Raw genomic sequence first — 13,302 nt, forward strand, 5'->3', positions numbered from 1 at the left:
GTCCCCCGTCAGCCCTCCCGCGGTCACCGAGAAGCCGGCCGCGACCGCCCCCCAGGCCGCGCCGGTGGAGCCGAAGGTCGAAGCACAGAAGCCCGCCGTCGTTGCGGATGGCTTCGACGCGAAGAAGCCCGTGACGGGCCCGGACCTCACCGGCGTGGGCGCGGCGGTGAAGGCCGCCGCCACGGCCGTGAAGCCCGCGGGTCCCCCCGAGCTGCGCGTGGGGCTGGCCGCGACGGGCGCGGCCCCAGCGGAGCGCCAGACGGTATCCGGCGAGGACAAGGCGAAGCAGGCGGTGGACCTGAAGACGGTGGGCGAGCGGCGCACGGAGACGGTGGATGCGCAGAAGGCCCTGCGGGAGAAGACCACGCAGGAGGCCGACAAGCTCTTCTCCATGGCGGACGGCAAGGAGAAGGTGCCCGAAGGCGCCAGCGTCAAGCGCCTGTCCGAATCCGAGGTGGAGCTCACGCGCGTCAACGGCCAGAAGGAAGTCGTGGAGCGCTCCGTCGCGTCGAAGAAGGACGGCGCGGTGGTGATGGACACGGCCTCCTACGAGGACGGCACCAACAAGCGCGACCGGCTGGAGCTGAAGGACGACGGCAGCTCGCTGGTGGAGCGCGCGGAGTGGAAGGGCGACAAGAACGAGACCGCGGACCTCAAGTCCTTCGGTGACATCTCCACGGCGAAGGACAAGGGCCTCACGTACACGCGCAACGCGGTCCACATGGAGCCGAACAAGGACGGCGACCGGTTGATCACCGACGCGTACTCGCAGGCGGACGGCGGCGCGCAGACGAGCCGCACGGCCTACTACCAGCAGAAGGGTGGAGGCTCCATCGACAACAAGCTCAAGGGCCCGTTCGACTTCGACAAGCCCGTGGACCGCGCGGACACGTACACCTATGCGATTCCGCCTCGGGGTGAGGACGGCTCACAGGGCGACGTGCAGTACAACCGCACGCAGGACTTCTCCCAGGAGAACGTGAAGGCGACGTCCTACGTGGACCGCACGCTGGACGGCCACACGCAGCTCGCGGGCGAAGGGCCGCACACGATGGAGGGCCTGCACAAGGTCCGCGACGCGTACGGCAAGGACGGCGGCGAGAACTGGGACGCGGACAAGACGGGCGACGGCCGCCCGCCGAAGCGCTGGACGGTGGACCTGCAGAAGGGCGCGGACCGGCTGGACTCGCAGACCTTCATCGAGGGCTTCCCGGACGCGACCATCAAGACGGAGCGGACGCGCGAGGGCAGCACCGTGAAGGAGAAGTACGAGGGCAAGACCTTCGAGAAGGCGGACTCCTCCAAGCGCGTGCCCGTCAACGGCGAGTCCTCCACCACGTACGGCCAGGACGGCTCCATCGAGAGGATGGACTCCAAGAGCCGCGAGCCGGACGGCGCCGACCTGGAGCAGCACTACAACAGCAGCCGCAAGGCCACCGACCAGGGCCTGGAGCTCCAGGAGTCGCTGGAGACGAAGCGCACGAAGGACAACAAGACGGAGAGCGCGCTCAAGGAGGACACGTCGCTGCTCTCCAATGAGGGCGCGCAGCTGGTGAGCTCGCGCACGACGGTGACGGACGCGGACGGCCGCAAGGGCCTCCACGAAGTCGGCAAGGACGGCGAGCGGATGCAGCTGTCCGGCAAGGACGGCGCCGACATGCGCGACGTCACCAACGCGGAGGCCTTCAAGGACGATGAGTTCGGCAAGGTGCTGCTGGAGCAGGCGGCCATCTCCACCGCGAGCACGGTGAACCAGTACGCCAACAGCGGCGGCGCGCAGGCGCTGAAGATCCCCCAGGGCCTGAGCCAGGACGCGGGCCGGCTGCCGGCGAAGGCGACGGAGGTGTTGGGCAGGGACACCCTCTCCAAGGGCCTGAACGCGGCGCAGGGTGGCGCGAGCGCGCTGGGCGGCGTGGCGGGCGTGGTGGCGGGCGGCATGTCGCTGGCGCGGGGCATCCGCGAGAACAACATGCCGGACATCGTGAAGGGCGTGACGGACACGGCCAACGGCGCGGTGAACATGTACACGGGCGGCAAGGCGTTCACGGAGGCCATCAAGGGCTTCAAGAACGCGGGCGCGCTCACCACCACCTCCAACACGGCCAACGCGGCCAAGAGCATGCCCTGGGCGAAGACGCTGGCGGACCCGAAGGTGGGCGCCGCCATCACCAGCACGGTGCTGGACTCGGTGAAGGGCATGGGCGGCATCGGCAAGGTGGCCGGCGTGACGGCGAGCGCCGGGGCCAAGGCGCTCTCCGCGCTCAAGGCGGCGGGCGGCGCGGCCAACGTGCTGGGCGCGGTGGGCGGCGCGGCGGGCGGCGTGATGGACATCGTCAACGGCGCGAAGGTGAACGACGGCGCGCAGATCGCCAAGGGCGCCATCGGCATCGCGGGCAGCCTGGGCGGCGCGGTGGCGGTGGGCGCGATTGGCGGCCCCCTGGGCATGGCGGTGGGCGCGGGCATCGGCCTGCTGACCTTCGGCTTCGGGAAGCTGATGGACCTCATCAGCGACAAGCCGCACAAGATCTCCGAGCTGCAGATCGACTGAAGACGCGGCTCGGATGGAGGCGGCGGTGGACGGAGCCACCGCCGCCTTCTGACTTTCAACGCTTCACGCGCAGGGTGCGCTCGTAGTCCTCGTAGCGCACCTTCGCGATGGTGCGCCGGTCGCGGGTGCGGACCACGATGCCCTCCGGGTGCTCCCCTGCCCCGGCATCCAGCGCGCACCGGGTCGCGGGCGCGTGCGTGCGCAGCCAGGCGAACGCACCCTCCAGGTCCTTCGGGAGCGCCGCGCCGTCCTGTTCGAGGATGCGCGGCGTGGTCTCCAGCCCGTGTTCGCGGGTGAAGGCCAGGAGGGCGTCCTCGGTCACGAAGGGCTGGCCTCCGGACTCGCGCCAGCCGGAGAGCTGTTCCGCGGACCAGGTGAGGGGCGTCTCGTAGTCGGTGAGGCGCACCACGTCGAAGACGCGGTAGCCCACGCGCTTCTCACCCGTGTACTGCTTGCTGTGCGCGGTGACGTTGCCTCCGTACACCTCGCCGAAGACGGCGGTGATGCCGCCCGCGTCCAGCCGCTTCTCGCGCAGCGCGTCCGCCACCGGCCGCAGGTGCTCCACGATGCCCAGGGCCGGGTTCCCGATGAGGTCGCCGCTCGCGTAGAGGAACTCCTCGCGGCTGCCGAGCAGGTACGTGCCATCCGGCAGGAACACCATGCGCGCGTTGGTGCCGTCCACCTTCTCCGTGCCGACCACGGGCCCGTCGAACGCGATGGCGGGTTCGCCCAGCCGGCCCTTGTCGCCCAGCGAGTGGTACGTCGGGATGGACGGGTACTTCGTCAGCGAGTTGAGCGTGCGCAGGTTGGCGGTGCGGATGGAGAACGACATGGCGCGGCCTCGGGGTGGGAGGGGCGAAGGTAGCAGAGGCCCCTGGGAGGCTCGCGGGACGCGACCGCTCGACGGAGCCTGACACGGGGTAGGTTCGGGCCCATGGGAATGTACGGAGAGGTCCTGGGCATTGGCCCGTTCCGCCGCGAACTGGTGCCCTTCCTCCAGCAGCCGGAAGCGTGGCATCAGGGCACCCGCGAGCGGGCTGTCATCGTCGTCCCGGTGTTCTCCGCGCCGGAGGGCAGCTCCCGCAGCCGCGAGATGGCCGGGTTCCTGGGGGACGATGATGGGTTGCCAGAACGCATCACCGTCCTGAAGGACGCGGGGTTCCAGTTCTACTTCCGGATGGAACCCTCGCGCCTGACGCTCACTTCACCGTGACGACGCGCGTGTCTGTGTTCTGCACGCTCTTCCAGTCCGTCACGGTGAGGCTCGCGCGGTAGGTGCCCTTCGCCGTGTAGCGGTGCGTCTGGAGCGCGGTGGGCCGCCCCCTCCCCGTCACCTTCGCGGCGCCGTCCCCGAAGTCCAGGCTCCACGCATCGTTGCCCGTGCCCGTCGTGGACTGGAAGCCCGTGCTGCCGGAGAGGTCGAACGTCACCGTCAGCGGCGCCGTGCCCGTCGTGGTCGAAGGCTGGAGCCAGGCCGCCGCCGTCGCGTGCGTGTAGCCATTGGCGCCCAGCGCCTGGAAGCCGTCCACGCTGGAAGCCGAGGAGTCCAGCCACCACGGGCAGGTGCCGGTGGTGTGGAAGTACGACGCGACCTTGATTTCAGGATGGCGCTTGAACGTGTCCAGCGCGTCGCGGAACCACTGGCCCTTGCGCCCGGCCACGCTCGCGTCCTCCACCGAGCCCCACTCCGGCAACATCACCGGCTTGCCCTTCGCGTTGGCCCACGTGAGCACTGGCGCCACCGCCTCCTCCAGCGAGCGCCACGTGTCGCCCGCCGTGGGGTTGCAGCCGTTCCAGTTGTAGGCATCCGCGCCCACCCAGTCCACGTAGGTGCTGCCGGGCCAGAACGCGTCCGCCGCGCCCGACTGGAAGCTGTAGGGCACCAGCGTCATCGAGTAGCTCACGTTCGTCACGCCCTGCTGGCGGAACACCGTCACCAGGCGCCGGAACGCCGCCGCGAACTCCGCGGGCGTGCCGTGGGCCGTGCCCGCCATGTCCGGCTCATGGTTGAAGATGAGGAACAGCGGCTTGCCCGTGCCCTTGAGCGCCAGCGCGTGCGCCTGGAGCTGCGCGTCCTGGGCGCCGCTGGCGATGCTCGCCCATGACACGCCGCTGCCGTCCTGACGCTTCGCCGTGATGGACAGCAGCGGGATGCGGCCGCGCTCCAGGTCCGCCAGCAGGAACTTGTTCGGCTGCGCTTCGTCCCACACCGCGTAGATGCGGTGGACGTCCATCTTCCGCTCCGCCAACAGCTCCAGCGCGTCCAGTGCCGCCGCGTGGTCCTCCGTGCCGCGCTTGCCCGCGAACGCACCGAAGAGGACGCCCGACACGGGCTCGAACGTGACCGCCGATTCTGCCTCCGCCAGCCGGGACTCCCGTGGACGGACTCCAGGTCCAGCCGTCGTATCCTGTCGTCGCCCAAGGCGACGTCGAACGGGATGACGGGCAGGCCCGCCTCGCGCGGCTCCGCTGGCATCGGCAGCCGGTCGTGCCAGTGCTCGAACGCGGAAACCGGGGACAGTCCTGGAGCCTCCGGAAGCAGGCGACCCCGTGACGTGCCGGTTGACGCGCGACCCCGGCGCCCCTCTTATCTCCCCTCCCCTTGAGCAGGAGTTCCCGTTGGCAGGCGTCCCGGTTGAATTGACCCCGGAGGATTACGAGTCGGTCACGCAGCGGCCCGGCATGTGTGTCGTGGATTTCTGGGCCCCGTGGTGCGAACCCTGCCACGCCTTCGCCCCCATCTTCACGGAGGCAGCCTCCCGGTTCCCGGACATCACCTTCGCCCGGCTCGACGCGGAGGCCCACGAGGCGGTGGCCGAGCCGCTGGGCATCGACGCCTATCCCACGCTCGTCGCGCTCAAGGACGGCCTGGAGGTCCACCGCGTCGCCGAGGCGCTGTCCGCCGAAGCGCTGGACCGGCTGCTCGGCGCGCTGCGGACCGTGGACGTCGCCGAGGAGAAGCGCCGCATCGCGAACCGAGAGCGGACCGAGGCGGGCCAGCCTCCCTCCGGCGTTCCCGAGGACGCCACCTGGGACGACGGCGACAAGGAGTGGTCCTTCGGACCGAAGGACGCCAAGGGCCGGCCGCACGGCACGTGGCGGTACTGGCGCGCGGACGGCACCCTCTGCAACGAATGCATCATGAAGCAGGGCGCGCCGCACGGCCCCTTCAAGCGCTTCCACGAGGACGGCGCGGTGTCCCAGGAGGGCGCCTTCGAACAGGGCCAGCTCCACGGCCCGCGAACCTGGACGGCCTCCGACCACTTCACCACCGAGCGCATGCACGAAGGCGGCGTGAACGAGCGCGTGCGCAAGACGGTGATGCACTACGAGCACGGCACCGTGCGGCAGGTGCTGCACTACGACGGCAAGGGCCAGCGCGTGGTGCCCTCCACCGGCGAGCCCTACCCCACCCGCCCCGCCCACCTGCCCGAGGACGCGGAGCTGCGCGAGGACCTGAACCAGTGGGCCAAGGTGACGCTCAACGCGGACGCCGAGCGCCACGGGCTCACCCGCTTCTGGGACCCGCAGGGCCAGCTCCTCTGGGAGGCCGAGTACGAGAACGGGCATCGCCACGGGCGCTACGGGTCGCGCGCGGAGAACACGTACGCGGACTTCCGCGTCCACTTCGAGGAGGGCCGGGCGGAGGGTGACCTCGCGTGTGGCGAGTGGTCCCTGCTGGACGCGCAGCGGGCAGTGGTGCTCAAGCGCGACCTGGGCCGGGCGATGGATGAGCGGACGCTGGCGCGCTCGCCGGTGTTCTCCAACCTGCCCCGGAGCGCGGAGGGCTGGCGCGAGCTGGCGAAGGAGGCTCGCGCGGACCGGCGCTACCGCGAGGCCCTGCTGGCCACGGCGCGCGCGTGCGCCACGTCGCTGGATGTCCAGCCGTTGAAGGCGGGCCTGGAGGAGCTGACGCTGCCGCGCACGAAGGACTCGGCGAGCGAGGTCGCGAACGACGTGGTGGGAGAAGCGGGCCAGGCGTGGGCCCCGATGGCGGACGCGCTCATGCGCGGCGGAGAGGCCGCCACACTGCTGCGGGCCTACGCCGTGCTGCTGGACCAGACGGAGCGGCCGCGCGCGGCGCTGGACTTCCTGCACGCGGCGATGCTGCTCGCGCCGGAGCGCAAGGCGTACCTGTTCACGCGCGGCCTCATCCTGCTGAACCTGGGGGTGGCGGATCAGGTGCACAAGGACGCGGAAGGGCTCGCGGCGGTGGAGCCGGACACGGCCAGGTTCCTGGCCACGTACGCGCGGGCGTTGTTCCCCCGGTTCGACTTCTGGGCGGGCCAGGAGGCTCCGCGCTGCGCCTACGACGGTCTGCCGGAGAAGCCCGAGCAGTCCCTGGAGGCAATCCAGCAACTGGTGCGCAAGTACGCCACGCGGCTCCAGGCGATGCGCGGCGCGCTGCTCCGGCGGTTCAAGCCCGGGGCCTCGGTGTCCTGGCTTCCTCTGGACCTGTCAGGCCTGCTGGGCGATGGGCCGGTGGAGCTGAAGCAGGACGACATGGAGTTGGAGGACGAGCAGGTGGAGATCGACGAGACGCTCGACCTGGAGATGGGGTTGGCGGACCTGACGCTGATGCTGCGCGGGGACTGGAGCGCGCTGTCCTGGCTGTTGTGGTCATGCGGCGAGACGACGTTCCGGATGCCCACGCGCATCGCGCCGCCGGCGGATTACGGGCAGGCGGCGGGCCAGGCTTCACAGCGGCTGTGGCAGAGCCGGGACCGCAAGTTCCGGGGGAATGCCAGCACGACGAAGCCCGGCCAGGGCTTCCTGTTCGAGGGCGTGGCGCTGGGCGACCTGCATCCGAACCTGGTGTCCATCGCGGAGCGGCAGTACGCGGAGACGCAAGCGATGTTCTATTGGCTCAATGACCCGGACCACGTCTCTCCGTGGCAGAGCAATCTGAGGGGGAGCTAGTCATGAATCGGATTCGTGAAACCATCGAGGTCGCGGAGCCCCTGTGGCGGGCGCTGGAGCAGATGAGCCACGACCTGGGTGTGGACCGGAATGCCCTGGTGGCCCAGGCGCTGTTCCTGCTCGCGAAGCAGAACGGGTACGTGGCGCCGACCCCCGTGGCGCTCGGCACGGCGGTCCCGGCAGAGCCCGTGCGAGCACCGGCCATGGAGGTTCGGGCCCCAGTCGCGCGCCCCCCGGAGCCCGCGGTGCGCCCGGTGGAGGTTCCTGTCGCCGCCGCACCGGGGAAGGCGCCTGAGCCCGCGCTGACCGCGGCCGAACCCGCGAAGGCCACGACGCCGGCGGAAGATGCCGCCTACGCGCGGTCCCGCATGCAAGAGGTCCTCGCGTCCGTGGATGCGGTCGTGCAGCCCCGCGATGTGCCGGTCGCGTCCGATGACGACGAGGAGCCGGACGAAGAGGAAGCGTCAGGCGCCGACGATGGCTCGGACGAGGACGAAGCTTCCGGCGACGAAGCGGCCGATGCGTCTTCGGACGAAGACGAAGCAGCGGATGACGCGGACGAAGCGTCCGATGACGAGGAGTCCGACGAAGCAGCCGACGAGGCCTCGGACGACGAGGAGTCCGACGAAGCCGCAGCCTCCGATGACGAGGAGTCCGATGAAGCAGCCGATGAGGCATCGGACGACGAGCAAGCAGCCGAAGCCGCCTCCGCGGACGAGGAGGACTCGAAGGCCGCCGAGGAGGAAGACGACGGCTCCGCGGCCGACATCGAAGCGGCCATCGGGTCCGAAGAACTCCCAGGCGCCGACGACGTCGACGACTCGGGACCCGAGGAGGCCAAGACGGGCGAGGAGGCCATTGGCTCCGACGAAGCAGACGAGCAGTCCGACACCTCCGATGAGCCCGATGCGCGAGCCGCCGCGTCCGACGCACAGGACGAGGACGATGCGCGGGCCTCCGACTCCGGCGAAGCCGACGCCCAGGACTCGGGCTCCGACGAAGCCGAGGAGCCGGACCTGCCTTTCGTGGCAGCGCCGCCCATGAAGGCCCCTCCCCCGCGGAAGCAGGGCCGGGTGCTCCGCCCGTCCGCTCCCGAGGACGAAGCGCCCCCGGACTCCAACAAGGGCCGGAAGCCGGCCCCGGCGGCCAGGGCCCCCGCGCGCAAGGACCTCTTCGTGCGCCTGAGCCCGGACGGTCCCGCCACGCGGGTGGACGTGGAGCGCTTCACGCTGGGGCGTGGCCCGCAGTGCAGCCTCGTCGTGAAGTCCGGCAGGGTCTCCCGCGAGCACGCCATCGTCGTGCGCGAGGGCAACGACTACTTCATCGAGGACCTGGGCTCATCCAACGGGACCTGGATCAACCACCAGCGCATCAAGCGCCAGAAGATCGCGGACGGGGACACCTTCAACCTGGGGACCGAAGCCGTGTACTTCTCCATGGCGCCGAGCGACGACTGACGCGCTCAGGCCTTCCGCGGTGGATCGCGGATGCCCAGGGCGGAGATGACTCCGCCCATCACGAGCAGGACGGCGGTGACGAGCATCGCCCGGTGGAAGCCCGCGACGTCCAGTCGCGGGCCCACGATGAGCCCCGTGAACGCGATGGCGATGAGCCCCGCGACCCGGGAGATGGCGTTGTTGATGGCCGAGCCGATGCCCGCCTGCTCCTTGTGGATGGACCCGAGCACCGCCGCCGTCAACGGCGCCACCGTCGTCGTCAGCCCCAACCCGAACACCAGCACGCCCGGCAGCATCTGCGTCCAGAAGTCCAGCGGCGTCCCGACGCGCAGCATGAGCAGGAATCCCACGCCCGCGACACACGGCCCCACCGCCATGAACCGGCGCGACCCGAACCGGCCCGCGAGCCCTCCGAACGTGGACGACAGCAACAGCATGATGAGCGTCGTCGGCATCAGCGCCAGACCCGCGGCCGTCGCGCGGAACCCTCCCACCTCCTGGAGGAACAGCGTGATGACGAACATGCCCAGCGACAGGGCCCCATAGATGGACGTCGTGGCCAGGTTGCCCACCCAGAAGTTCCGCTCCCGGAACAACCCCAGGGGCATCATCGGGTGCGGTGAGCGCTTCTCCTGCACCAGGAACGCGATGAACGCCGGCACGCCCACGCCCAGCGACACCAGCACCGTGGGATGCGTCCAGCCCACCTTCTCCTGCTCAATCAGCGCGTAGACCGGACCGCCCAATCCCAGACACGCCAGCACCGCCCCCAGAATGTCGATGCGCGCGCCTTCCGGGCGGACGGGCTCCTCCATGCGCGCGAGCAGCGCCAGCGTCAACGCGATGGGCAGCACGTTGATGCCGAAGATCCACCGCCAGCCCACCGTGTCCACCAGCAGTCCGCCGACCAGTGGCCCCGCGATGAACGCGCTGCCCGTCCAGCCGGTCCACGCGCCAATGGCCTTCGCCTGCTCGGGGCCGGAGAAGAAGGACAGGATGAGCGCCAGCGAGCCCGGCACCAGCAGCGCGCCCGTGGCCCCCTGGAGCCCTCGGGCGACGATGAGCACCGCGCCCGTCGGAGCCAGCGCGCACAGGAGCGACGTGGCCCCGAAGCCCAGCAACCCCAGCCGCAGGATGCGCTTGCGTCCGAACGCGTCCGACAGCGAGCCCGCGACCAGCATCAACGAACCCAGCGTGATGAGGTAGGCATCCACCACCCACTGCTGGAGGGTGAGGCCTCCACCCAGGTCCCGCACCATCGCCGGCAGCGCGACATTGATGATCGCCGCGTCCAGGAACGTGACGAGCGAGGCGAGCACGGCGATTCCCAGGACCAGCCGCTGTGGAGAGGTCAAGGCATCCGCCGGGTCCCCCCAAGGTGTGCCCCCGCGCGCCCGGGGAGGGCAGGACGCTCAAGGCCTTGTAGCGAGCCTCCTGCCGCGCTGTCTGCCCCGGGCGCCACGGACTTCAAGCTCATCAACACTGCCGCCCCTGGCATCCAACGTAAGGACCTGCTCGGCCGCGTCCAGGGGTCTGGCCACGGACAGGGACCGCCGCCCCATCCTCGCGGGTGCCCCCACGCACGCCTCCGCTTCCACGGTGGCGGAGGACTCCTCCCACCCCGTGTCCCCGCAAGCCGGCAGGAACAGCCAGGCCAGGGCCGACAGGACCCGGCGGGTGGAACGGCGGTGGCGGAACATGTCGGACCATCCCGGCGGCAGGGGCGCGATGCGCGGCTGCTGCCTGGAACCCGGACTCCTTCCAGAAGTTGCGCACACCCACCGCACGGCCTGGAAACCCACGACAGGCCCCCCGCGCGCTCCCACCCCAGGTCGCCTTGACTTCTAAATTACGGAGGTAATATTACGGTCAAAATCAAAGGAGCCGCACATGACCGCCAGCTACATCATCGACGCCGTCCGGACCCCGCGTGGGCGCGGGAAGATGGGCAAGGGAGCCCTGACGGGGCTGCACCCGCAGGAGCTGCTCGCGCAGACGCTCAACGCGCTCCAGCGGCGCGGCGGCTGGGATGCTCGCGAGGTGGGTGACGTCATCGCGGGGTGCGTGTCGCAGGTGAACGAGCAGGGCGCGAACATCGCGCGCAACGCGGTGCTGGCGGCGGGGTGGCCGCAGGACGTGTCCGCGGTATCGCTCAACCGCTTCTGCGGCTCCGGGCTCCAGGCGGTGAACTTCGGCGCGATGGGCGTGGCCTCCGGCGCCATGGACTTCGTGGTGACGGGCGGCGTGGAGAGCATGTCGCACCTGTCGCTGGGCGCGGACGGCGGCGGCCAGGACGGCGGCAACGTGCGGCTGCGCGAGCGCGTCTACCAGGTGCCCCAGGGCATCAGCGCGGACCTCATCGCGACGCTGGAGGGCATCACCCGCGAGGACGTGGACGCGTGGGCCCTGCGCTCGCAGCGCCAGGCGGCCCGTGCCATCGAGGAGAACCGCTTCGCGAAGTCGCTCTTCGCGGTGAAGGACCCGGCCACCGGCGCCGTGCTGCTGGAGCGTGACGAGTACCCGCGCCCGGACACCACCGCGCAGGGACTGGCCGCGCTCAAGGCCGCGTTCGTCTCCATGGGTGAAACCGCCGTGGACCCCAACGGCGAGACGCTGGACGGCATCGCGCTGGCCGCCTACCCGCAGGCGAAGCGCATCCAGCACGTGCACACCGCGGGCAACTCCAGCGGCATCGTGGACGGGGCCGCCGTGGTGGCGCTGGCGTCGGAGCGCTACGTGCAGGAGAAGGGGCTCAAGCCCCGCGCCCGCATCCGCGCCATGGCGACGCTGGGCACCGAGCCGCTCCTCATGCTCACCGCCCCCGCGCCCGTGAGCGAGAAGGCCCTGCGCATGGCCGGCATGAAGGCCCGCGACATCGACCTGTGGGAGATCAACGAGGCCTTCGCCGCCGTGGTCCTCCAGACGACGCGCGCGCTGGGCATCGACCCGGAGCGGGTGAACGTCAACGGAGGATCCATCGCGCTGGGCCACCCGCTGGGCGCCACCGGCGCGATGCTCCTGGGCACCGCCCTGGACGAACTGGAGCGCACCGGCAAGCAGACGGCGCTCATCACCATGTGCATCGGCGGCGGCCAGGGCATCGCCACCATCATCGAGCGCGTGTAGCGCTTCAGCGCTCGCGCCAGGCGCGCACCATCGCGTTGAGGCGCTCGCGGACATCCGCGATGCGCCCAACGGCGCCCTTGCGTCTCAAGGGCCCACGAAGGACACCAGCGCGTCGCGGATGGCGTCGAACGGAGCGATGTCGCGGCGGGCGCGGCAGAGGATCAACGCGCCCTCCACCGAGGCCAGGATGAGGGCCGCCGCGCTGGCCGCCTTCGCCTTGGGCAGGCCCGCCGTGACGAGCCGCACTTCCAGCTCACGCTCCCACGCGATGAACACCGCCGCCGCGCGGGCGCCCAGCTCCGGATGCGCGAGCCGCTCGTTCGCCACCGCCGCGATGGCGCAGCCGGCCTGACACTCCGTCTTCACCAGCACCTTGCGCCACGCCTCGAAGAAGCGCTGCACCACCTGCGCCGGGGTCGCGCCCTCCCCTTCGCGCAGCGCCATGAGCACGCGCTCGCCCACCAGCGCGATGGCCTCCGCCGTGAGCGCGTCCTTCCCGTCCGGGAAGTGGTGGTAGATGGAGCCGCGGGGCGCGCCGCTGCGCTCGATGACCTCCGAGAACGACGTGCCCGCCAGGCCCCGCTCGCTGAGGAGCGCGGCGGCCGCGTACACCATCCGCTCCCGCGGAGTCCTTTCGGACGCGGCCGGAGCCGCGTCCTCCTTCTTCTTCGTTCGCCGGACCATCACACCCCATTGACTATGACGACCGTCTTAATTAGTTCTGGGGCGCGACTATGACAACCGTCATAGAGAACGAGGAACCCCGCCCATGCCGATGATCGACATCACCGCTTCCGAAGGACTCTTCTCCCCTGCGAACGAGGCCGCGCTGCTGAAGCGGACGACGGACTGCCTCCTCCAGTGGGAGAAGGTGTCGGGCATCCCCTACGCGGTCGCGAACACCGGTGCGTTCCTGAACCTGCTGCCGCAGAGGCGAACCACGGCCGGCGGCAAGGGTGCGGGTGTGGTCCGCATCCAGGTGCTCACGCCCGCGAAGTCGCTGAGCCAGGAGCAGCGCTCGGGCATCGCCGCGGGCATCACCGACATCGTGGGCGAGCTGGCCACGGACGCGGACATCCGCGAGCGGACCTGGGTGCTGTTCCACGAAGCCGTGGACGGCGGCTGGGGCATCGCGGGGAAGGCGTTCACCAACGCGGACCTCGTGGACGCGGTCCGCGCGAGCGCCATCGCCTCCCGTCGCTGAAGGCCCGGAAGGTCCACCGCTGAAGGCGCCTCGGCGGTGTCCTCCCG

10 protein-coding genes are annotated in these 13,302 nt (G+C 70.6%); 6 read left to right on the forward strand and 4 right to left on the reverse strand.

Translation table 11 applies throughout. The annotated features are described in order from the left end of the window. A partial coding sequence (locus D7X32_RS45395; protein ID WP_120602153.1) for a hypothetical protein occupies positions 1–2,548 on the forward strand: 2,548 nt, incomplete at its 5' end. Positions 2,549–2,603: 55 nt separating this feature from the next. On the opposite strand, the gene D7X32_RS09265 is transcribed toward D7X32_RS45395, so the two are convergent. Next, positions 2,604–3,380 (reverse strand): RNA ligase family protein, encoded by a 777-nt coding sequence (locus D7X32_RS09265; RefSeq protein WP_120602154.1) that lies wholly within the window; start codon positions 3,378–3,380, stop codon positions 2,604–2,606. Positions 3,381–3,482: 102 nt separating this feature from the next. Between D7X32_RS09265 and D7X32_RS09270 the strand changes: the two genes are divergently transcribed. Continuing rightward, on the forward strand, positions 3,483–3,761 hold the full coding sequence (locus D7X32_RS09270) for a hypothetical protein (protein ID WP_147450090.1): 279 nt from the start codon (positions 3,483–3,485) through the stop codon (positions 3,759–3,761). Here the strand turns inward: D7X32_RS09270 and D7X32_RS09275 are convergent. Continuing rightward, a complete protein-coding gene (locus tag D7X32_RS09275) occupies positions 3,748–4,878 on the reverse strand; it encodes a PKD domain-containing protein (protein ID WP_120602156.1) in 1,131 nt (376 codons plus the stop codon). The two genes, D7X32_RS09270 and D7X32_RS09275, sit on opposite strands and share 14 nt — an antisense overlap. Positions 4,879–5,167: 289 nt before the next feature. Here D7X32_RS09275 and D7X32_RS09280 point away from each other — a divergent pair, with 289 nt between their 5' ends. Together D7X32_RS09280 and D7X32_RS09285 are read left to right on the forward strand one after the other, a co-directional pair. Beyond that, complete coding sequence (locus tag D7X32_RS09280) at positions 5,168–7,468, forward strand: thioredoxin family protein (RefSeq protein WP_120602157.1); 2,301 nt, start codon at positions 5,168–5,170, stop codon at positions 7,466–7,468. Positions 7,469–7,470: 2 nt separating this feature from the next. Next, positions 7,471–8,925, forward strand: coding sequence for an FHA domain-containing protein (locus D7X32_RS09285; RefSeq protein ID WP_120602158.1), 1,455 nt, complete (start codon positions 7,471–7,473; stop codon positions 8,923–8,925). 5 nt (positions 8,926–8,930) lie between these two features. On the opposite strand, the gene D7X32_RS09290 is transcribed toward D7X32_RS09285, so the two are convergent. Then, entirely contained in the window at positions 8,931–10,280 is a 1,350-nt protein-coding gene (locus D7X32_RS09290; protein ID WP_167506456.1) for an MFS transporter, read from the reverse strand. 535 nt (positions 10,281–10,815) lie between these two features. Here D7X32_RS09290 and D7X32_RS09300 point away from each other — a divergent pair. Further along, entirely contained in the window at positions 10,816–12,051 is a 1,236-nt protein-coding gene (locus D7X32_RS09300) for an acetyl-CoA C-acetyltransferase (protein ID WP_120602160.1), read from the forward strand. Between the two features lie 84 nt (positions 12,052–12,135). Here D7X32_RS09300 and D7X32_RS09305 read toward each other — a convergent pair whose 3' ends face one another. After that, positions 12,136–12,735, reverse strand: a complete 600-nt coding sequence (locus D7X32_RS09305; protein ID WP_244238924.1) for a TetR/AcrR family transcriptional regulator — start codon at positions 12,733–12,735, stop codon at positions 12,136–12,138. A gap of 85 nt (positions 12,736–12,820) precedes the next feature. Between D7X32_RS09305 and D7X32_RS09310 the strand changes: the two genes are divergently transcribed. Then, positions 12,821–13,255: a tautomerase family protein gene (locus tag D7X32_RS09310; protein ID WP_120602161.1), complete on the forward strand. Its 435-nt coding sequence runs from the start codon at positions 12,821–12,823 to the stop codon at positions 13,253–13,255. Positions 13,256–13,302 lie beyond the last annotated feature (47 nt).

The organism is Corallococcus carmarthensis, from assembly GCF_003611695.1.
Taxonomy (GTDB): domain Bacteria; phylum Myxococcota; class Myxococcia; order Myxococcales; family Myxococcaceae; genus Corallococcus; species Corallococcus carmarthensis.

Bases quoted from the DNA above. Each gene is read 5' to 3' on its own strand.
- D7X32_RS09265 (WP_120602154.1), bottom strand. From the start codon at position 3,380: ATGTCGTTCTCCATCCGCACCGCCAACCTGCGCACGCTCAACTCGCTG.
- D7X32_RS09270 (WP_147450090.1), top strand. From the start codon at position 3,483: ATGGGAATGTACGGAGAGGTCCTGGGCATTGGCCCGTTCCGCCGCGAA.
- D7X32_RS09285 (WP_120602158.1), top strand. From the start codon at position 7,471: ATGAATCGGATTCGTGAAACCATCGAGGTCGCGGAGCCCCTGTGGCGG.
- D7X32_RS09300 (WP_120602160.1), top strand. From the start codon at position 10,816: ATGACCGCCAGCTACATCATCGACGCCGTCCGGACCCCGCGTGGGCGC.
- D7X32_RS09305 (WP_244238924.1), bottom strand. From the start codon at position 12,735: ATGGTCCGGCGAACGAAGAAGAAGGAGGACGCGGCTCCGGCCGCGTCC.
- D7X32_RS09310 (WP_120602161.1), top strand. From the start codon at position 12,821: ATGCCGATGATCGACATCACCGCTTCCGAAGGACTCTTCTCCCCTGCG.